The 23,268-nt window shown below is 46.7% G+C and carries 12 protein-coding genes; all 12 read left to right on the forward strand.

Going from position 1 to position 23,268, the window contains the following annotated elements:
- Positions 1-221 precede the first annotated feature (221 nt).
- The 12 genes from LL912_RS23480 to LL912_RS23535 all read left to right on the forward strand — a co-directional run bounded on the left by LL912_RS23480 (position 222) and on the right by LL912_RS23535 (position 23,260).
- Complete coding sequence (locus LL912_RS23480) at positions 222-3,650, forward strand: TonB-dependent receptor (protein ID WP_235556065.1); 3,429 nt, start codon at positions 222-224, stop codon at positions 3,648-3,650.
- Between the two features lie 23 nt (positions 3,651-3,673).
- Positions 3,674-5,536 carry a RagB/SusD family nutrient uptake outer membrane protein gene (locus tag LL912_RS23485; protein WP_235556066.1) on the forward strand — a complete coding sequence of 621 codons (1,863 nt, stop codon included), beginning with the start codon at positions 3,674-3,676 and terminating at the stop codon, positions 5,534-5,536.
- Positions 5,537-5,583: 47 nt separating this feature from the next.
- Positions 5,584-6,900: an NHL domain-containing protein gene (locus tag LL912_RS23490; RefSeq protein WP_235556067.1), complete on the forward strand. Its 1,317-nt coding sequence runs from the start codon at positions 5,584-5,586 to the stop codon at positions 6,898-6,900.
- Positions 6,901-7,641: 741 nt separating this feature from the next.
- Entirely contained in the window at positions 7,642-10,587 is a 2,946-nt protein-coding gene (locus LL912_RS23495; protein WP_235556068.1) for a SusC/RagA family TonB-linked outer membrane protein, read from the forward strand.
- Positions 10,588-10,615: 28 nt separating this feature from the next.
- Positions 10,616-12,208, forward strand: a complete 1,593-nt coding sequence (locus LL912_RS23500; protein ID WP_235556069.1) for a RagB/SusD family nutrient uptake outer membrane protein — start codon at positions 10,616-10,618, stop codon at positions 12,206-12,208.
- A 74-nt stretch (positions 12,209-12,282) separates the two neighbouring features.
- Positions 12,283-12,930, forward strand: coding sequence for a hypothetical protein (locus LL912_RS23505; RefSeq protein ID WP_235556070.1), 648 nt, complete (start codon positions 12,283-12,285; stop codon positions 12,928-12,930).
- 49 nt (positions 12,931-12,979) lie between these two features.
- Positions 12,980-14,011: a DUF5007 domain-containing protein gene (locus LL912_RS23510; RefSeq protein WP_235556071.1), complete on the forward strand. Its 1,032-nt coding sequence runs from the start codon at positions 12,980-12,982 to the stop codon at positions 14,009-14,011.
- A gap of 71 nt (positions 14,012-14,082) precedes the next feature.
- Positions 14,083-17,247 (forward strand): SusC/RagA family TonB-linked outer membrane protein, encoded by a 3,165-nt coding sequence (locus LL912_RS23515; protein WP_235556072.1) that lies wholly within the window; start codon positions 14,083-14,085, stop codon positions 17,245-17,247.
- A gap of 56 nt (positions 17,248-17,303) precedes the next feature.
- Positions 17,304-18,863 carry a RagB/SusD family nutrient uptake outer membrane protein gene (locus tag LL912_RS23520; protein ID WP_235556073.1) on the forward strand — a complete coding sequence of 520 codons (1,560 nt, stop codon included), beginning with the start codon at positions 17,304-17,306 and terminating at the stop codon, positions 18,861-18,863.
- A 41-nt stretch (positions 18,864-18,904) separates the two neighbouring features.
- Entirely contained in the window at positions 18,905-19,636 is a 732-nt protein-coding gene (locus tag LL912_RS23525; protein WP_235556074.1) for a hypothetical protein, read from the forward strand.
- A gap of 13 nt (positions 19,637-19,649) precedes the next feature.
- Complete coding sequence (locus LL912_RS23530) at positions 19,650-21,314, forward strand: hypothetical protein (RefSeq protein WP_235556075.1); 1,665 nt, start codon at positions 19,650-19,652, stop codon at positions 21,312-21,314.
- 32 nt (positions 21,315-21,346) lie between these two features.
- Positions 21,347-23,260: a DUF4983 domain-containing protein gene (locus LL912_RS23535; RefSeq protein ID WP_235556076.1), complete on the forward strand. Its 1,914-nt coding sequence runs from the start codon at positions 21,347-21,349 to the stop codon at positions 23,258-23,260.
- The last annotated feature ends 8 nt before the right edge of the window (positions 23,261-23,268 follow it).

Consider the following 23,268-nt stretch of genomic DNA (forward strand, 5'->3'; position numbering starts at 1 on the left):
ACCTCCAGCCTTTAACGTTCAGCTTTTAGCCTTCCGGTCTGCGTAAGGTTCGTCAGGTGCATGCCTCACAGATTGGGCGTAGATATGGTGTCCGTATCGGAATTAGAAAATCATTTTTAAAATTCCGGTTCCTGTATTCACCCGTTTTTATTGTTTATTGTATTTACATAAAAGGGAGTGCTTGTCATCCTCCTGTTTCATTCATCGAGTTAAAATGTTTTATGGGTAAACCACACATCAAAACCAGGGTGTTGCGCAGCATAGCGTTGCGATTGCTTTGTTATTGCTGTCTTTCTTTGCCGGCTGTTTTCAACAGCTTCGCACAGACCGGTTCAGCGCAGCCCTTCATTACAGTACGATTGCAAAGTGCCTCCTTCTATCAGGTATTTCAATCGATTAAAAAACAAACCGGCTACGTTTTCTTCTACAGCAATCAGGTGCTGAATGATAAAGAAAAAGTAAGCGTTAATTTTCAGGGTGCGCGTTTGGAAACGGTACTGGACGATTTGTTTCGCAGCCGCGATATTGCTTACCAGGTACGCGGAAAGAAAATATTATTAAGCCGGAAGCCGGAACCGGCTCCGGAGAAAAAAACGGTGGTGCCGGAGCAAAAGGTCTTCCATCAAAAAGATACCGACCTGGTAAAAGGAATCGTTATTGATGTGGACGGTATACCCATTGCAGGGGCCACCGTTGCCCGGAAAGGTAATGAAGCAATGGGCACAGCAACCGATGATATGGGGGTATTCCTGGTAGATGCCCGGCCTGGTGATTTGCTGGAAGTATCGATGGTAGGCATGAATCCGCAGGAAATTGTGATCCCCAATAAAGGCATCGTAAAGGTAACGTTAACGGTAAAGACCGATGCTATGAAGGACGTAGTGGTAACGGGCTACGGAAAACAATCAAAAATAACGGTTACGGGTGCGGTTTCTTCTGTAAATATGAACGACATGCGCACGCCGGTACCCAATTTAACCAATGCCCTGGCAGGAAAAGTGGCCGGCGTCATCTCCGTGCAATCCAGTGGGGAGCCGGGGTATGATAATGCTACTTTTACCATTCGCGGTATCGGCAGCTTTACGGGGAGCGTGTCCCCACTGATCATTGTGGACGGGGTACAGCGCGATGATGTAAACGGTTCATACGGCGGGGCATTCAATAACATAGACCCCGAAGATGTGGCCAGCATCAGCTTGCTAAAGGATGCATCTGCTACCGCTATGTATGGGGCAAAAGGCGCGAACGGGGTGCTGATTATTACTACTAAAAGAGGGGTTGCGGGTAAGCCCAAAATCTCCTTAAAAGCAGAAACGGGGTTAACGGGCTTTGCCTTCCGGCCGGAGATGCTGGATGGAATCAGTTATATGGAACTTTACAATGAAGCACGGAGGAATATGGGGCTTACCGAAGTGTATACCCCGGACCAGATCCAAAAAACCGCCAGCGGGCTCGATCCGTACATGTATCCCAATGTGAACTGGATAGATGAAGTGTATAGAAAATATTCCTCGCTGACCAATGTGAACTTAAATGTAACCGGGGGCGGGGAGAATGTCCGTTACTTTGTATCCGGTTCGTTTTACGACCAGGAAGGTCCTTATAAAGTGCACACCGTTAACAATTACAACCCGAATCTTTCCTTTAAACGGTACGACTTCAGAACCAACCTGGATATCAATATCACCCGTACTACTTTAATGCAGCTAAACCTGGGAGCCATGCTCGTGAATCAGCGGTTCCCCGGTATTTCAGCGGGCAATCTCTGGTACCTTACGTTTGCCACCACACCGGTAGGGTTTCCCATCCAGTACCCGGATGGGAAATGGGCGGGCCCGAGAGATGGAAATAACCCCCTGAATGAAGTACAGAACAATGGCTATTCGAAGGAGTTTCATCCCACGGTGCAATCTGTATTTACCATTACGCAAAAGTTAGATGCCATTACCCGGGGATTAGCAGCCTACGGCCGTTTTTCCTTTGACAGTTACGGCGAGTTTGACAACCGCCGCAGGGGAACCAACGATCTGTACCAGGCCCTGGGACGGGATGAAGAGGGTAACCTGGTTTATAGCCAGAACCGGGTAGGGCAGCAGTTTCTAAACTATTCCCAGGAGGCAAAAGGTGACCGTACCATGTACCTGGAAGCGAATATCAACTACGACCGGTCATTTGGCCCACACCGTTTCGGCGGCATGGTACTCTATAATATGCGCAACCACCTGGTAAGCACTGCCGGTACGGCAATCGGTTCCATTCCTTATAAGAACCTGAGTATCGCCGGCCGCATCAATTATGGTTATCTGGACAAATACCTGCTTGAAGTGAATGCCGGGTATACCGGTTCAGAGAATTTTGAACCCGGTAAACGGTTCGGGTTCTTTCCTTCCGTATCCGGCGGCTGGGTAGTATCCAAAGAAAAATTCTTTGAAGGCGCATCGGAGATCCTATCGCTTTTGAAGTTCAGGGCTTCCTATGGTGTGGTAGGGAATGATAATATCGGCACGGGTGACCGGTTCCCGTACTTTACACAAATGGACGGCAGCCGTGGTACCGGTTTTGGATTGAACGGTGGAGCAGCTGGCGGTATTTCGGAAAGTGTGATCGGTATCCAGAACCTTACCTGGGAACGTTCTTACAAAACCAACCTGGGTATTGAACTGGGACTATTTAAAAAGATCAATATAACCGCCGATTATTTTATAGACCACCGGAAAAATATACTGGTAGAGCGGAACACGCTGGCTCATATAGCCGGGTATTATGGATCCCGGGTATTTGCAAACTTAGGAGAAGCCCGGAATAGAGGGATCGATGGTAATATTGAGTATAACGACCGGCTTGGTAAACTGGGCCTGCGCCTGTATGGCAACGTAACCTATGCTGTAAATAAAGTAATTTATGCCGATGAACCGCTCCGGCAGAATACTTACCAGGTAAGAGCCGGCCACATGTTTGAAGAATTTACAGGTTATGTTGCCGATGGTTTATTCATAGACCAAAATGATATCAAGAGCCGTCCCGTGCAGCAATTTGGCGTAGTGGCGCCGGGTGATATCCGTTATAAAGATCTGAACGGAGATAATGTGATTGATGCCAATGACTGGACCTACCTGGGTAAATCCTGGTTTCCCAAATGGTTGTATGGTGCCGGTTTTACCGTAAGCTATCACAATTTTGATCTGTCTGCCTTATTCCAGGGCATTGCAGATGTGGGCGTGTTGGCCAACGGATATGGCATCAATGGGCTTGGTGCCCCGGGTGTGGGCCCGGTCCCTTTTTCGGGCATGGGGCAGTACCCGAACAACTCTTTAAGTGTGATCAAAGACCGCTGGACGCCGGATAATCCCCGACAGGATGCGGCCTATCCGCGTCTGACCATTGCCGGCACCGGGGATAATAATTATCTCAACAGCTCCTGGTGGCTGAAGGACGGTTCCTACCTGCGTTTGAAGCAGGCTTCAATAGGGTATAATTTTTCCTCCAATAAAATGAAACAGATCGGTCTCAGCTCCCTTTATGTATATGTGGGCGGACAAAACCTGTTTACCTTCTCCAAGTTTAAAATATGGGACCCGGAGCTGGGATCCAATGGCGCCAAATACCCGATCACCAAAATGGGCACTTTTGGGATCAGGGCCTTGTTTTAAATCACGCTTAATTTGAATCTATCATGAATAAGTTTTTATATCCCTTCTTTATTTGCTGCACGGCGCTCCTGCTGGGAGGCTGTGCAAAATACTTAGATGAAAAGCCGGACAACCTGCTGACCTCTGATCTGATCTGGCAAAAAAGATCCACAACAGAATCTTACCTGAACCAGGTATACAGCCGTGTGATCCTTCAGCCGGATGACTACACCACGCTGGGAGGCAGCGATGAAACTTCCTGCAGCCTCCCCAATGTTGATATCCGGAAAATGGTAACGGGCAACTGGAGCGTGCAGAGTAATTACTGGAATTACTGGCCCACTTATTATGCAGGCATCCGCCAATCCATTGTGTTTGATCAGAACATTGATAAAGTACCTTCGGCGGAGCTGAGCGATGCTTTAAAACAACAGTATAAAAGCGAAGCGCTGTTTTTACGAGGATGGTTTTACTGGCGGCTCCTGCGTCAGTACGGCCCCTTTGTATTGCTGAGAGGTACATTGGGCCTGGATGAAAATTACAGCCAGTATACCCGTGCGCCTTTTGATTCCTGTGTGGCGGAGATCAACCGTTTAATGGACCGGGCAGCAGCAGGACTTCCTGCAGCTTGGGCCAGTACTTCCAATTATGGAAGAGCCACCAAGGGTGCCTGTTGGACTGTAAAGGCACAGCTGGCCTTACTGGCAGCAAGCCCGCTATGGAATGGCAACCCGATGTTTGCCGGCTTTAAGAACCATGACGGCACGGCTCTTGCTCCGCTGGCATATGATGCCGCCAAATGGAAAGTGGCCGCAGACGCGGCAAAAGCGGTAATTGATCTGGATACCTATAAACTATACCGGAATACAGATGACGGGGATGGCAATTTTGATCCGCTGGTTTCTTACCGCAATGTATTTGTTTCCAACTGGAACAAGGAGATTATTTTTTCATCCAACCTGGCCGGGCATGAGTGGATATGGGGAATGGAAGTGCGGTGCGCCCCGGGGCCTGCGGGCTTTAATATGCAATGCGCCACCCAAAATGTAGTAGATGCTTTTTATATGCGCAATGGCCGCACCATCGATGATCCCGGCTCCGGTTATACGGAACAGGGACTTGTTCAGCAGGACGACCCCGCTCAATGGGGCACCGCAAAAGACGGGGTGAACCGTGGTTATGTGAAAGGCAACAGCAACATGTATGCAGGTCGCGAAGCCCGGTTTTATGCATCGGTTATGTACAACGGCAAGCCGGCCGTGGCTGCGCCCACAACGGACGACCGGAACTATTTTTCTTCAACACAAAATATAGACGGGCGTGGAAGAACAGAGTTTTACTACTCGGGAAAATCGGGTGCCCCGGTTACCAACCGCCCGGATATGACCGGCTACCTGGTGCAGAAATATGTGAGTCCTGCCAGCAATATCCGTAACAGCCAGGTTTCGTACCGCCCGTATATTCATATGCGGTATGCCGAAATACTGCTGGATTATATTGAAGCACTGAACGAATACGATCCGGCCAACCCGGATATCTTAAAATACCTGAACGCCATTTGGTCGAGAGCTGGTTTGCCGGCGTTTGAAACGGTTTATCCCGGTTCTGTGGGCAACCAGGAAGCCATGCGGAAAGTGATACTGCGCGAACGGCAAATCGAATTATGTTTTGAAGGCGACCGTTATTTTACGTTGGTGCGCCGGCTGATGATGAACGATCCCAAACAACTGGCCATTTACCGGATGAATGTAAATGCCAATGACAACAACCAGGGTTTTGGGTTTACGGATTTTTATAACCGTAATTTATTTGAAACCCGGTATTGGGTCAATAAAATGTATTTGTTCCCTATTTCACAAACGGAAATGGATAATGCCAAGGGGTTGGTGCAGAACCCCGGGTGGTAACCCCGACTTTTTAATGCAGTTAAACTGTGGTCTTTAATAAAAACGATATGCAAAAAAAATATATTACTTCTATAGCAATAGCCGGGTATATAATAGTATCGGTTCTTTTTACCGCCTGTAAAAAAAATAGTACAGACGCGGGCGGCGGCTCTGTAAGTATTGAAAGCTTTACACCCACGCAGGGAGGCAGCACAACGGAAATGCTGATTAGCGGGAAGAACTTCAGTGCAGATACTTCCAGACTCGCCGTATCCATCAATGGACGGCGCCTGAAGATCATTGCGGCCAATGATCACCAGATCATGGCGATTGTTCCCAAAAAAACAGGCTCAGGCCCGGTTACGGTAACAGTGGACGGGCAAACCGCAACCAGTACAGGTGTTTTCACTTATCAATATGTGCATGTTGTTTCTACGCTGGCAGGAAGCGGAACACCGGGCTTTGCAAACGGAAATGGAACCAATGCCGAATTTCATTTCTCGGACCCGGTGAACAACTGGATCCGTGCTTCGGGTATTGTGGTAGACCGGTCTTTAAACGTATATGTGACGGATGCGGGAAATAATTGTATCCGCAAGATCGATTCCGCCGGTAATGTATCCGTATTTGCAGGATCACCGGGTAACCCGGGGCACGCCGACGGCAAAGGCACCGGTGCAAAGTTTTACTGGCCTTTTTCTTTAGGGCTCGACGCAGACGATAATGTATACTGTGTGGATGCGATTAACTGGGATATCCGTAAAATTACACCGGATGGAACCGCTACCACCATTGCCTGGACAAAGAACGAGCCCTGGAATATGACCGTAAATAAAGCAACAGGAGATATTTATTATTCAAATATATGGGCATCCCAGATATACCGGTTAAAAAAAGACCAGTCCTTTCATGATGTGATCGCGGGGGGCTTTACATGGGCCACGGGTCTTGCCTGCGACCCTGACGGAAACATTTATACGGTAGGAATGGGAAACCAGGCGGTATGGAGAATTGAGGCAAATACATGGAAGACATCCATCATCGCCGGGGCAACGAACAATGAAGCGGGGTACGTGAACGGTATTGGTACCGCTGCGCGCTTTGTTAATCCCTGGGGGTTAGCCGCTGATGATGCGGGCAATTTATACGTAGCCGGAAATGGAACGGGCGATGGCGGCGCAAACGCCGACCAGTCGATCCGGTTTATAAAAGCCGGTACCCGGGAGGTAAGTACTTTTGCCGGAAGCGGTACGCCCGGTTTTACTAACGGAGTAGGTGGGGCGGCCACGTTCTCTGGTCCCATCGGTGTGGCAGTAGATAAGAATGGTGCTGTATATGTATTGGACAAAACCAATAATGCTGTAAGGAAGATTATTTCTGAATAGACAGTGAGAATATGATGATCTTAGTTGTGCCGGCAGGCATTAGACACACGAATATTTTAGGTTTCTAAGGAGTATCTGGTTGTAACGGAATACAATGACTCATTGCGGCATCTTGTATACATTGGTATGCAAGTTGTCGCATTTTTTATGCAGTAGCGTTTTGCAGATGAACAGGTTTTCTGCTACAGTGCCATTAGTAATAATAGTGGATCGTATTGCAAAAACACATACGCTAAATCCGGATACCGGCTTCCGGAAAAAAAATAATAGACAGGAAAGAAAAATATATTTTTTTCTTAAAAATTTTTTCTATTTTGTGCATGATTCGACCTTGAACATTTGTTTTCGATTGCATAAACTAAAATTGAAAATATAAAACAACGATGTGCTGCCCGTTAAGCCGGCTGTTTTTTTGATTAGATGAAACGAAGCAGAAGCGGTAAATATAACTCTGCTTTTGTTTGGATGTGTTGCTCCTGTTTATTTAAACGAATAAACAGAAAAGGCAACGTAGATGGTTGAAAGCATCCGAAAATGGTGATACTGCCATGTCTGAAAAATGACGGGAAGTCTTGCCTGGGTATCGTATGCTCCTATAGAGAGACCTGTAATTAAACCACAAACAAAAACTTAAACCATAAATTAAAACGATTCATGGCTGGGAAACATATGCTGCGCTGAGCTGATCGCGGCGTTTTTAGGCAACTCTAATTTGTACTTCATCTTTAAGCTAATTTAACTGTGAGCAAAAAAGGTTATTATCTCATTATTGCGCTATCCTCTTTGTGTTTGGCATGTACCGCAGGGTATAGCTATGGCCAGGAGCATCCGGAAGATTCTTTGTCGGTAGCTGATAGCAGTTTGGCAACAGGCCCATCCGATTCTGCAAACTGGAGCGCTGCCTATAAAACCGGCATGCTGCCATTAAAGTATTTTAAAAACCAGCCCTATGTTTCGGTACAGCAATTGGTGAAAGGGAACGTTGCAGGCGTATATGTGCAGGAGCCATCCGGGGAGCCGGGCACCGAGCAGTATATGTTTGTCCGTGGACTACAGGCACCCCTTTTATCCAAAAAAGACCTGTATGCACAGCAACCCACCGTATTTGTAAACGGTATTCCTATGATACCGGATAACAACCTGGTATTTGATATACAGGTTACCGATTTTACCCGTATTGGACCGGCTACCAATTTCCTGTCCACCTTAGATAGCAGGAACATAGAAAGCATTAAAGTATTAAAAGATCCCGCAGATCTGGCCAAACTGGGCCCCATTGCGGCAAATGGCGCTATTTGGATTACAACAAAGGATACTAAAAAAGGAAGTAACGAATCGTTTGCAAGCACTTATTTCGGATTTGCATCTAATGAGCGCGTAACACCGGTGAACGCAGCATATGAAACGGCCTGGAGAAAGCCCTTCTATGACAAGTATGCCTCTTCCGAAAATTTGCGCGTAATCCCCACCTACCTGAGAGATGTGGCCGATGGAAACTATTACGGTCCCGCCAACTGGACGGATTTGTATTACCGGCCGGTGCCCGTCTATTCGGCAAGCGCCGGTATGTTATTGGGTAAGCACCCGCGGGCGAATGTTGCCCTCTCTGTTAATCATACTTCAGACGGATCTGGGCAGGATGATGCACAACTGAAAAGATCCGGTTTCTCGGCCCGCACGAGCTTAAAACCATTTAACTGGATGACGTTTACAGCGCTGTTTAATGGAACGCATTTAGATCGCCGTCGCAACAGAAGCTTCAGGGACCGTCTTTCCGAAGTACGCTATACGCCTTCGTTAAGCAGCCCTTTGGCGCCTAATAAGCAGGCGTACCAGCAATACCTGGATATCTTCTCTGCCGCAAGCAAAGAGCCGCTTGATGACAACCAGGTGAATGCATTACAGGCAATGGCGGAAATCAACGCCACTATCGCCCGCAGCCTGAGGTTTATTTCAACCTTCAATATCGATTATAATGAAAATAGCCGGGATGCTTTTTGGCCGCGGATTTTATTGGAAAAAAACAACTTTACATCCAACTACTTCGGGTATAACCAGCGGATACTTATCAGCAATGCGCTTCGTTATACCTACCAGCTCAATGAAGACAGCCGTTTTATAATTGAGGCCGGCCAGTCTTATCAGTCGGATGTTCAAAAATATGATTATGGATACGGGTATAATACACCGAATGATAACATTAAGGTGCGCCCCATCGACATCGATCCCAACAAAATCAACGAGCAGCCATTTCAATATTTTCTTGTTGCCAGCGACAAGCAGCGGATTGGACTGAGCGCCCTGTATGGAAGCCTGAATTTTTCATACAAAAAGACGCTCGATGTTACCGCTATCGTTCGCCGGGATGGAGGATCATTCATTCAACCCGATAAGCGATGGATTACATCACCCACGTTGAGCGCATCCTGGAACCTTAAGGAGGCCTTGCTACAAGAGCAGGCAACCATCAGCAATTTTATTGTAAAAGCATCTTACGGCGTTATTGGTATGCCCTATTCAACCGATTTTTACAGCCAGGGCCCCATTTACGTATCTACCGGTATAAGCTGGCCGAGAGATCCCGTAATTCCGTCCTATATGGGCTCTGGTGTAGCGAGCAGGCCTTATTCCCGGGGATGGGTGAGCTATGGGGTTGAATGGCAAAAGGCACATAAGGCAAGCCTCGGCATGAACATTGGTGTTCTGAACAACCGGATAAACCTTGGATTGGAGGTTTATAATAACGATAATAAGGACCTGTTGCTGTTAATGCCGGCTCCGAGAGAAACCGGATACTCGGGCGTTTATAAAAACGGTATGGCCGTTAATAACCGAGGTATTGATGCAACGATAGAAGCCGCTCTTTTAACAAATCCACGATCGCTAAACTGGGTATCTGCAGTTAACGTCAATTTTAACAAGAATAAACTCACGGCTCTTCCCGATGGAAGGCAATCAGTGGTTATCGGTAACCGGTTACTCAAGGTGGGGCAGCCCATCGACGCTTACTGGTTACTTCAGAACCAGGGGATCTATAATAACCAATCCGAAATACCGGTAAAAGATGGTAGCGTTCAAACGTACAATGGGATCGCGCTCAGCCCCGGAGATCCTAAGTGGAAAGATAACGGCGATAACATAATTGATGAGCAGGATAAGATGTTAACGGGGCATTCATTACCGGTGGTATCCGGAGGCTTTATCAACGATTTTTCCTATAAGCAATTTTCGCTAAGCATCAACCTGTTTTTTGCTGCGGGTCAAAAGCTGCTGAACCAGGAAATTTCAAACCGGTTGAATTTTGCAAATAACGACAACAGTAATGACCTGTCAACCGTAAAGGAAATTACCTATTGGCAAAAAAACTTTAACCCTTCCGATTATCCCTTATACAATCCCTGGAGCAATGTGGATCCGTTTCAGTCCGGGCAGGATTTATTTCTTCAAAATGCCTCTTTCCTGAAGCTTCGGGCGGTAACATTAAGTTATCGTTTTGGCAACGGAAACGGTCACCGGAAGGTGTTTGAGAATTTAGAAGTATATCTCTCGGGTACCAACCTGTTTACGGTTTCACCCTTTAAAAACGGCGATCCCGAGCTTGTGAACTACCAGGGCTATTATACCGGGTATGCGCAACGGCTGCCGCGTACAATTACACTCGGTGCAAGAGTGTCTTTTAAACATTAAAATGGTAGATCCATCAAATAGCAATCTTATGTATAAAAAGTTTTCAACAAACCGTTTTACGAAAATTGCATTTATAGGTTTTTTTCTGGCGCTCACTTTATCGTGTAATAAAAAGCTCAATATCGAGTCGCAACATTTATACGGTGAAACAGTTGCCTGGGATTCTTACGATGATATTAACAGTAATTTCTTTGGTGTGTATAGCCTGTTCCGAACTGCATTGGCAACCAACAATAATTATTTGTTGTGGGGTGAGCTTCGCAGCGGCGATTTCGTATCAAGCGCCCGCGCAGATCTGAAAGCAGTTATAGACGGGCAGTTGAATACACAGTTTCCGCTATTAGAGGAAATGAAAGACTGGCGCAGGTTTTATGCTGTGATTAACGCCATTAATTTATACATAGAGCGTTCGGGTGAGGCAATGGTTGATACCCGTTACACAAGGGTTATGAACAACCTTGATATTGCGCATATGCGCTGCCTGCGTGCATGGGCGTATTTTATGATGGTGCGTATCTGGGGTGACATCCCCTTTATTACCAGTTCATTTGACGGAGCATTTCCTCAAATTCCACGAACAGATCAACGGAAGATCCTTGAATTTTGTGAGGCAGAAGTATTAAAAGCCGTAGATTTCTTACCTTATATATATGGCGGATCAGATCCCCTGCAAACGGGCAGTTTTCATTTGCAGAATTCCGATCAGTTTCGGACTATGCTTTTTGGCAGATTAGCGGCCTATGGGCTGCTGGCTCATATTGCAGCATGGCAGGGTCACTATGCCGATGCAGAAGTATATGCACAGTTTGTGATCGACCGCAGAAGCAGCGGCCAGTTGGATTATGCTACAACCGGACAACTTACGGCATCCAACGGGGTTTTTTATGACCGAGGAGCTGAAAACGGCGGTCCGCGGGTATTGATGGGTTTTCCCTTATCCTGGCAGTTCGGGGAGTCCGGAACCAGTGGAGACGGGCATATCGAGAGCTGGACAATGGCAGCTCCCTTTACCTCCAAGTCCATTCCGGATCTTTATGTTCCGGCGGATGTCATTACGGCGGTATTTACCAGTCCCCTGGATCAGCGGTTCCGGTTCGACACGGTGCGGACCTCTGTAGTGGACAGCACTCTCAGAATCGTTACTGCCGGAGAGTACTTTAAAAATTTCTTTTCATCCACGCCCATTTTCAGCAAGATAAAAGTGTTCAATAATGGAAGAAGTAACGCAGACGGATCTGTTTCCTTTGCCGTATACAGCTCCAATATCACCTTTTCACGACTGGATGAAATCCGGCTTTTAAAAGCGGAAGCCAGCGCCGCCATCGGCAATACCAACGGGGCAATAGCCTCGCTGAACGAGCAGTTGATCAGCAGGGGTGCCAATACCTATTCGGCTACGAAAGACGGCGATATTCTGGAGGCCATTTTTAAGGAACGCAGAAGAGAGCTCATCGGTGAGGCCTGGCGATGGTATGATCAGGTACGGTATTATAAGTTAAGACGTAATAATGCAGGGTTTAATAAGCTTATTGATGAAGGAGGAATCTATTGCCCGGTTTCAAAAGCGGTGCTTGCCAGCAACCCTTCCATTCAACAGTATCCTTATTGGGCCAATAAATAGTTGCGTTAATCTGTAAACGAAAAATGGTTATGAAAAATCTGAAGCGATATCAAATAACAACTTTCAGCTTATTAATGCTACTGATCATCCTCCTTGCGGGCGCCGGTTGCAGCAAGAACGCAGACGGGCCGTATTATACAGCTACGCATAGTACTACATTCAATGGCAATATTTATGCATATTTACAACAGCAGCCCGCAGGACATTTTGACTCGCTCCTGCTGGTGCTCGACAGGGTGCCTTCCATCAAAGATTCACTACAACATCAAAACGACATTTCTTTTTTTGCGATCGACAATTCCAGTTTTGCCACAGCACTTAAGGGACTCAACCAGGTGCGGGCGCTTCAGAATAAGCCGTCCCTCTCCCTGTCTACCATCGATCAGAAACACCTGGACACTCTGTTGAGCAGATATGTGCTTACCAAGGCGGTGAACATCGATTCACTGACGCAGTATTTTGAAGGATTGAATTTTCCTTCGCTGCATTACGGGTATACCATGAAAGTGATCTATAATAAGAAAAGTGCCGGCGGATATGTGCAGGGCGGGCCGTTGGAGCTTTCGTTTGTGGATATCAAAAATTCAATTTTCAGCAGGTTCTGGGTTACCACATTTACGGTAGTGTCTGGTACTAATGCCACCAATGGTATTGTATTCGATCTTTCGCCCGGGCATGTATTTGGATTTGGCGAATTTTTGTCAAGATTGTTAAACACCTGATCGCAACGCCGACCAGAGACCTTTTAATACATCGATTAAAATATTTGAAATGAGAATAAAGTTTTCGACGTTGACTTTTTTACTGCTGGTCTGTTCCAGTTGTTTTATAGCATGCGTTAAAAAGTTTGTGCCGGAAGATCGTGTTCAATTCAGCAACGCGAAAGCAATGTTTAAACAAACAGTGCTGGAGCCTACGCTTGGGAGATCCTTTGTTACGCTTACTTCCGATTTTAATTTTGAAGGATCCACGCAGCCGCTTACGTTTAAAGTGTTGAACCTGCGAACCTATGATAATAAACCAGCGCCGGAACTGGAAAATGTTTTTGAGGTAAAAAGCTGGAAAGAACTTTATACCGGTAATGAAACCTCCCTCCAGGAGATAGAAAATAAACGGGTAACTACATCTAACCGGTTGTTTGAAATACGATCGCATTCCGGGCAATTTGTGATGCGGTCTGAAGCCAATTCCAATTTAATAAAATGCCAGCCCGATTCAGGATATGTTTTTGATGTGGAGGTGAGCAATGCCGGCGGTTCTAAGTTTATCTCAGGGATGCGGCTGAAGCCCTTCCGGCAGCTTCCTTACGAGCCCAACAGGTTCGACCGGCTCACCGGCCAGGTGACTTCGGGATCGATCAATCCGGGGCTGGTGAGCAATGTATTTGGTGAAAGCAGGGGAGGACGGTTAAGTGAAGGGGACGTGAACATTATCTTTTTGAAAACTGGAAACGGCAATTCCCTTACGTTTAAATTTTTAGATACCATCCAAAAGCCGATCGATCCCCGCAAATTTGATCTTACCAAATGGTCTACGCTGGTGCATGGTTTTGATATGCAGCTTTCCGACACTGCTGTTAAATACAGCGTAGCCTATCCGATACCCCTGTTAACACAGTACCCCACAAAGTATACCAATTCTGCCGGTACGATGGCGCACACCGAAATCAGCTGGGACCGGATGGGATTCGGAAACCAGCGCCTGGTAGCGCAGATTCTGTTTGATTTTGCGATCTACGAAAAAGGAGACTGGCAGATTATCTTTTGGTTTAAACGGGATAACCCGCGTTTTACAGATGGTTAATTTGGAAAGGAGAAAAGGCTTAAATATTTGTAAACTTTATTGTTGAGAGATTTATAAGAGAATTTTTGCTTATGCGATACATTTTGTTAGCAATGCTTTGCTGTTTCGTTTTTTCCGCTACTACGGTTGCTCAAAACAAAGGCAAGTATGAAGGAATGGTTATAGATAAAGCAACCGGCCAACCGGTTCAGGGTGCTTCTATCGCTCTTGCCGGCGGTGAATCAAAAGTGCTGGGTATTACCGATTCGAGCGGGCATTTTTCGGTTGCTACACCGGAAGGTGCTTCTCTTACTATTACGCATATATCGTATCAGAATAAAACGGTGAAAGCGGTATTAGGATCGCCTCAAACAATAGAAATGGAGGAGCCGGACGCTAAAAATGTGGATGAAATAGTGGTACAGGGCTATAGAAAGGTTTCCAAGGATCGTAACGTAGGATCCACGGTGAAAATCAGCGGTGAGCAGATCAAATACCAGCCTGCAGCCAGCGTGGAGTCGCTTCTGCAAGGCAGGGTGCCTGGTCTTAACGTGCAAAATATCTCTGGTAGCCCGGGTGTGCGCAGTGTGGTACAGCTCCGGGGCCTGTCATCAACCGGTATTATGGGATCGGGAACGGATGCTATTTTAACGCCTACGTCACCCTTGTTTGTAATTGACGGGGTGCCCTTTGATATGAACTCGAACTTTGAATATGCCAATGCTGCCGGTGGTCAGGGGGCCAGTCCTTTGTCCATTATTCCCCCGGATGATATAGAGGAAATAGAGGTATTGAAAGATGCGGCATCTACGGCTTTATGGGGTTCAAGAGGTGCATATGGCGTAATCCTGATCACTACAAAAAGAGGAAAGGGACCCCGGCCCGTTTTTAATTTTTCCACGAACGTGTTCTATAATTCAGTGCCCCGGCTCAGAGAAGTGATCGGTGGCAGGGGTGAAAGAGACATCCGGTTGCAGCAAATTTTGGCATATGATACTTCTTTTGCCAACCGGTTGGGACTGGCGGATATTAACCGGTATCCTTATTACTCCGATAGTTTAAACCGGTTTTACAATAACAGCGTAAACTGGCAGTCGATCTTTAAACGACCCACCACCAATTTTACCACGAACCTGAATGTGTCCGGTGGTATGAAGGAATTTAACTATAAGATCAATCTTGGCTATTACCAGGAATACGGGATCCTGCAAAATACGGGCCTCACCAGGTATAGTATCAGTTCCGGCCTGGGTTATGATAACAAAGTTTTAAATGTAAATTTTAACATCAGCTCCGGGATTACCCGGCAGCAGGTAGGCTCCGGTTCTGCCTATTCCCAGCGGGGCATAGCCGCAGCAGAAGCGGCGTCTTCATTACTGCCGCCCCCCTCTGCATTTTCCGAAAATGCCAGTGCGGTAGCCGGGATCGCTGCAAAAAATGACAATAAAGGACTGGTAGTGGCACCAAATCTGGATATCAGGCTTACTGCGCTTAAGGGCCTTGTGCTGCACACCCGTTTTAACTATTCTCTGAATTCAAATGTGTATGATAATTTCAAACCATCCCTTATTAACTCCGGGCGGCCGTCGTATATTACCAGCAACCAGAAAGACAATATGCTGAACCTGTTAAGCGATGTCAACTATGTGAAATCGCTGGTTAAAAATGAAGAAGAAATACATACGTTTAACCTTTACCTGTTTAATGAAATTACCAGATCGGTGAGCCGCGGGAATTATTACCTCATCAACAGCGCGGGTAATGACAATTTATATGGCCCCGTTACCTATGATTTTGTAAATACAAGAGATGGGGTGGTGAACAATTTATTTGACCGCAGGTCGGTGGGATATGGAGGTGTATTCACCTACGATTATCGGCGACGCTATGTATTGAACTTCCAATACCGTTCGGAAGGCTCTTCCAACAACGGGCCGAATACCGGGTTTGTTAAAACGCCGAATATTGGTTTTACCTGGAACCTGCACCGGGAAAACTGGTTTAAAAACTTTAAGTGGGCCAACGAAAGCCGTTTTAGGGTAAGCTATGGAAACACACTGATACCCACCGGCAGCATCTTTGATGTATACGGTAAGCTGGAACCCTATGCATTTACCTATGTGGGCAAGCCTACCATTGTGTATAACAGGGATGCGCTCCCCAATGTAGACTTTAAACCCATTACCAATACTACGTTTAACCTGGGCTATGATGGCGAGTTTTTTAGAAGCCGGTTATCGCTGGTGTATGATTTTTATTATACATCTATTGATAATGATATTGCTGCAATCGGACTGGCCAATACCACCGGGTTTGGCTCCATAAAAGTAAACGACCGGTCGCTGGTGAAATATGGTCATGAGCTTGCAGTGACTTATCGGTCGGGCAACCAGGGCGATTTTAGCTGGGATATCACCGTAAACGGCGCCTATAATAAAAACTATGTAGCCAAGCTGGAAGGTGGCCTTAGCCAGTTTACCACGGTTTTAAGTGAGAAAGGCATTAACTTCCCCATCCTGGTAACGGTTGGTGGTAAACCTATTACCACGCTTGCTTATAATACGGTAGGCGTGTACCCCACCGACAAAGATGTAGCGGTAGATCCCGTTACCGGCAAACCCGTAAGAGTAGGCAATGTATTTTTGAGGGGTGGGAGCCCCCGGTGGACAGATCTCAATGGAGATTATATAATTGACGTAAATGACCTGACGGCCCTGTATGATCCGTTGCCTAAAGTAAACGGGGGTATTTTTCTAAACCTGAGATACAAACAGTGGAGTATTAATGCCGATGTAACGTATACCTTGTTCAGGGATGTACTCAATACGGCTCTTGCTGACAAATTCCGTACGTTTTACAACCCCATTGGATTTGACCTGTATAAAAGCGGTGCAGCAATACCTATTGACCAGTACGATTACTGGAAATCGCCGGGAGATGTGGCCCGCTATCCGAACCCCTTTGATTACCGTACCAACGGAACCATTGACCCTTACCGGTACAATCAATCCCTGTTCCTGGAAGACGGATCGTACTGGAAATGGAACCGGATCGCGTTAAACTATCTCGTCAAGAACGAACTGCTACGCAGGATCAGGGTTAGCTCTGCGCGTATTTATGGGGTACTTCAGAATGTGTTTATTATTTCAAAATATTCAGGAGCGAATCCTGAAAACGTTTCCACATTGGGCTTTGATAACCAGGGGGCCTATCCCAACCCTAAACGATATTCGATCGGGGTTAATATTTCGTTTTAAGCAATGAAATGCTTTATAAAATCAGTGATCAAACTATGTATTCAAAAACCGGTAAGATGAATAAATTAATAGGTACAATCACCATGACATGCCTGGTCCTTGTAATGGTATGCGGCTTTGGCGGTTGCAAACGATTTTTAAATGTGAACCCGCCTCTTGCCCTCTCGGGTAACAATTTCTGGAAAACTACGGATGATTTTGACCAATATATGGCAGGCCTTTATGCCAAGTTTCGCCGGAAAACAATGGGGCAATCAGGCCCGGGCCTGGATTGTTGTGACGTTCAGTTTTTCCCGGCGGTGGGCGACTTCCGTTGTGCGCCGGTTGCAGGGGTAGACGCTACAGGCAGGCATTATATTACGCTGGCCGCCAACAATGACCTTAAAACGCTTACGGGTAGTTACAACAATAATTACTGGGTGGGCACTTTTGCGAAAATTACCGAATGGGGCCCTTTTTTCGATATTATAGCCGGTTGCAATATCATGGTAGATGCGGTAAATAAAGACAAAGACGTGTTACGGAAGGATAAGAAAGATCAGTTTCTTGGAGAAGCCGTTTTTTTACGCAACCTTATTTACTTTATGATGGCCCGCTTGTATGGCGATATTCCTTATTATACCAACGCATTTAACCGGAATCCGGAACCGCGCCAGGCAATGGTTCCGGTGCTGCAAAAATGTTTGGCAGACCTGGGTACTGTTGTAAACAATATGCCCTGGACCTATGTCGACCCGGTAGATAAAGGAGCCCGGGCTATGCGTGGAAGTGCGTTGGATCTTATGATGAATATCAATATGTGGTGTGCCGGTTTTGACAAGGAAAACAAAGAAAAGTACTGGCAGCAAACCGATTCACTGGGCGAGGTATTGCTCACACAAAACAACGGGGCCTACCAGTTAATGCCCATTACCCAAATGCATGAAGTATTTAAAGGCGGTACACCGGAAAGCCTTTTTGAAATCAGGCAAAACCTGAATACCGGCGAACGTTTTGGCCTGTTTGCTTCTTTTGCCGATAATGTGCTCACCGCTCCCTACAAGCCTAATGGGACCACCCGCACATACGCAGGCTACAACCCGGCGTTTATGCAACAATTGTTTCCGACAAATAAGAATGACCTCCGGTGGACTTTGTTTTTCTACCAGCCGCAAGGGAATACCGATCCGCACCGGCTGCAGTGCATTAAGTTCCTGAACATTTATGCAGTGCCAGGCGAGGATGTAAACCCCGATGACTGCCAGATGATTTTCCGGTTGCCGGATGCCATATTATTACAGGCAGAGGCCTGTGCGAGTTTGGGTGGTGCTAAAACGCAAAAGGCGATCACCCTCCTCGATATGGTGCGAAAAAGATCGGGTGCCGATTTATATGTAGAGGGCGAAACGCCGGGACTGGACCTGTCGGATGCAATTTATTACGAGCGTTGTAAAGAGCTGTTTGGCGAAGGATATTATTATTTTGACCTTGTAAGAACCGGTCGTATTCTCGATCCGAAATTTTGTTACCATCCGATTTCTGAAAATGATTTTGCATTGGGCGCATGGACCTGGCCCATCAGTTCATCGGCACTCACGCAAAACCCGGGTATGCAGTTGAACAATTATTGGCAATAACAGGAAAAGAAATTTTTAATCGGGACGTTAAAATGAGAACCATGAAAAGAATTCAGTTGCTTTCGATGTATATACTGGGGATTGCAGCGATGGTCTGTATGACCGGCTGCAAAAAGGATAGTTACTATGAAGACAAGGGCATCATTGATCCGAAATTCAATGGTACCGTAATCCAGTATCTGCAAAGCAATCGTTACCATCTGTTCGATTCCCTGGTAAGGATCATAAAGCTTTCGGGTATGGAAAATGTTTTTCAGAATGAGCAGATTACTTTTTTTGCACCCGCCGATCCGTCGATCATCAACTCCCTGCAAACGTTAAACAGTTATTTGCTGTCGCAGGGGAGAGATACTATTTCCAACCTGGCGCAGCTGCATCCGGACTTTTTGAAGCAACAGCTTTCCAAATATCTTTTTAAGGGGATGCGACGCTTAAGCGATTACCCGCAGCTCGATCCGAATAATTTCCGCGTTTACGGCGGGCAGTACTACACCTCCTACATGGGCAAAAATATGTTGATCGGCGCTGTGTTCTATGATGCCGGGGGAGTGCAATACGCCGGGTACCGGCAGTTATACATAGGGTATCCGGAAGGGGATACCCCGCCAGCTGGCCGGTTGCCGGATATTTTTCGCGTTGCTACCACCGATATTAATCCTACCAATGGAATTGTACATGCGCTCAATTATTCGGATGCCTTCTTTTTTGGATTTTCACCGAATGATTTTGTTGTAAGCGCACAGAACTATGGATTCGACTACTCAAAAAAATAATTTTAAAATGAATATGCTTCGTCGAATATATCTAGTACCGTTAATAGCCGCAGGAGTATTGCTGTTATCGGTAACGGCCTGTGTTAAGAAAGCTGAATTAGCCGGCGAGCCTTACCCGCCGCATCCCCAGCCTGTAATCAGCTTTTATGGCAAGCCGGGCACTGTTATCCAGGGAAGCGAAGGAGATACCATCACGCTGCAGGTAGCAGGCATAAAACAGCTTGCGGCCGGTTACCGTTTTTTATTGAATGGCATTTCGGCCACCATTGTAAGCGCTACCGACAGCCTCTTGTCTATAAAAATTCCTCCGAGCGCATCCTCCGGACCGGGAAGCATTGCCACGGCCGACGGACAGTTTTATTACGGACCCACGATCACGATTACGGGTAAGGTTTCCATCGATCGCGATTTTAATAACGCCTCCTCTACTGTGGGCGCCAATGGTTATGTAAGCAGTGTGTTTAAAAAAGCAGATAACAACTACCTGTTGATGGGCGGTTTTACCAATTATAATAACCAAAGTACTCCTTTAGGCCGTATCGCCCAAATAAACCCGGGTGGTAATTTTATGACCAGTAATGCTGGTTTGGGGGCATCGGGCGGTATAGCTACTTTGCTTCCGGTAACCATCCTGGGCCAAACGCGTTATGTGATCGGTGGTAATTTTGGTGGGTATTACTCATCGCGTTTTTCTGTTTCCAATATCACTCAAATCAATACCAACCTTTCGATCGACAGTGTTACCGTAGCTGTGCAAAACCCTGATCCGGAAAATGCACCGCAGAACAATACAGATACCGTAGCCAATTTTAATGCGCGCCTGTTTAACGGCAACGTGGTGCGTATATTCCAGGATGTGGATCCCAATAAAATAATCGCAGTGGGCAATTTTGATTCCTACTACCGTGTGGATTATGCCAACTCCATTAAGGGAAATTACTATCCCTATTTCAGACCTATCCGGAACTTTGTGCGGATGAGCCTGAGCGAGATTGAAACGGGCCGTCTTGATACGACTTATAATTACAGCTATATTCCAGCAACCGGGAAGTATGATCCCAACCTGAACGGGGATATCAATGATGCCGTTCAGCTGAGCAATAAAACGATTGTAGTGGCCGGTTCATTTACCGCACTCAATACACCGTCCAACCCGGCAGCCCCGGTTACAGCGGTTCCCGGCGTTATGGCGTTGACCAGTACCGGCGGTATCAATACCGATTTTGCATCGGCCATAGGTTCTGGTGCCAACGGTACCATTTTTAAGATTACTTACAATGCCACCACAAAAAAGATATTGCTGACGGGTAACTTTACCCAGTTTAATAACCGGCCGGCCAAAGGGGTCGTGATGCTTAACGAGGATGGTACGGCAGATCCTTCTTTTACGCTGAAATCTTATGATGGCGGCCTTGTTACGTATGCCGGCCAGCTCAGCAACGGCAAGGTTATTATTGCCGGAAGCTTTAACAAGTATGATGGTGTGGTACGGCAGGGATTTGCCATCCTAAATGCCGATGGATCCCTGGCCAGTGGTTACAACAACTCCGGAGCCTTCTCAGGAACGATTTATGGCATCTATGAAGTGGCGGCGGATAAACTGATGATCTTTGGGTCGATCAGCCTGTTCGACAACACGCGGGTGGGCAACATTGTGCAGCTGAAAATAGCGCCATAGGGCATTTTTATTCATTTTATAAGCGGTATGCTATGCAGAAGAATCAAAGAAATAAAAAGATAAGTACGGGTGTAGCCTTTGCTGTTATGGCTGCTTTTCTTTCATTGTATGCGATCATGTCCTGCAACCGGACATTTCCTGATCAGCAAAACCAGTTAAGGACCGGTTATCCCGATTCGGCACAGGGCGCTGCTCTAAACAGGAAAGTACTGTACCTGATCCTGGATGGGGCAGAAGGGAAACAAATCCAGGCATTAAACCCTCCGAATATCCGTTCCCTGCTGGCCAACGGCGTATATAGCTGGGTAGGCGTGAGCGGTGGGCTTCCTCCGGATTCTACTTTGCCCGCTACCTGGACGAATATGATGACGGGAATTCCTACCGATAAAACCAATGTGGGTGTGAATTTTCAATCGGCCAACTTTAGTCAGTATCCCACTTTTATTTCAAGAATAAAAACGATGGCCGCAGGCACCCGTATTGCCGGGTTTGCTGCATCTGCCTTGTTTAGCCAGTATTTATTAAAAGATGCCACCGTAAATACGCTTACCGAGAATAACGATGAGCAGGTAACACAAAATGTAATGAGCGAACTGGGCAAACCGGAGGCAACCATTGTGGTAGGCCAGTTTCATAGCATTGCTGCCGCAGGCGATCAATACGGATACCTGGCTGCTACGGCGGAATACTCCAATGCTGTAAATAGGGTGGATGGCTATATCGGAGCTATTATGGCTACGTTGAAAAAACGAACTGGCTATAAGCAGGAAAACTGGCTGGTAGTAGTGGCCTCCAATTTAAACGGAACTGTAAATAAATATGCCGGCACGGCGGCAGCGGCAACTTATTTCGGAGACTCGCGGCGCAACAATTTTGTTATTTTCAGCAGCCCCCGGTTTAAAGAACTCCAGGTAAATCCAAATGGGGCACCGGCTTCTACAGCAGGCTATGTCAATTATATCGACTCGGTGCTGCAGCTGCAGGGAACGGGCGCCAATCAGGTACGGGTGTATGGCAATGACGACAAACATATTTTTGACCTGATAAAAGGAACCCAGCGCACCCTTGAATTTAAATTAAAAGTGCCGGCAACCAATTATAAAACGGAAATCAATGGTCAGGGCTTTTACAACCTTTTTGGTACGCTGCGGGCACAAACCAATACCGATAACCAGGCGGCAGGCTGGCATATTATGACCTGCGCCGGCTGGTGCAACAATACCAAGCTATTCATCAACTTTGCAACTGCCGACCGGCACGATGAAGGCAATAACGGCCAATATGATGCAGAAAGGCCGGGAGACGATGGCCAATGGCACAATATTGCACTGGTCATTAACTGGCCGGCAAACAGCAACCTGATCAAGTTTAAATTTTACATGGATGGCACATTGCGTACCATCAACGACCGGCAGGGCTCCCGGGCCACCACGGAAGGGGAATATGATGCGGGAAACGCAACCAGCATTGTTTCGAAGGGAAAGTTTTATATCGGCCCGCCCACAGATGCGCTTCCTCAAATGAATATTTATTCCGATAACTGTTACATTACGGACCTGCGGTACTGGAATGTAGCGTTTACGGATGCGGACGTGGCCAAATATTCCTGTAAGTCCTACATCCCGGACGACCACCCTTACCTGAACAAACTGGTTGCCTACTACAAGCTTAACAACCTCTCCGGTAATGTGGTAAAAGATTTATCACCCACCGGGCAGGATGCCATCGTGGTTGACCCTTCAAAAAGAGCCAACTTTACAAAGTTCAATGAAACGGCAAAAGGCGTATGCCCCGATCCGAACAGCAATTTTTATAAAGCTACCATTACGGGTCTGGATGTTCCGATGCTCATTTACCAATGGATGGGCTTTGGTACGCCGGACTCCTGGGGGCTGGGTGGCAGGATATGGAGCACCGGGTATACGGATGTTGTTCCACCTCAGTAATCGGTCAA

This window comes from Niabella agricola, from assembly GCF_021538615.1.
In the GTDB taxonomy this organism is placed as follows: domain Bacteria; phylum Bacteroidota; class Bacteroidia; order Chitinophagales; family Chitinophagaceae; genus Niabella; species Niabella agricola.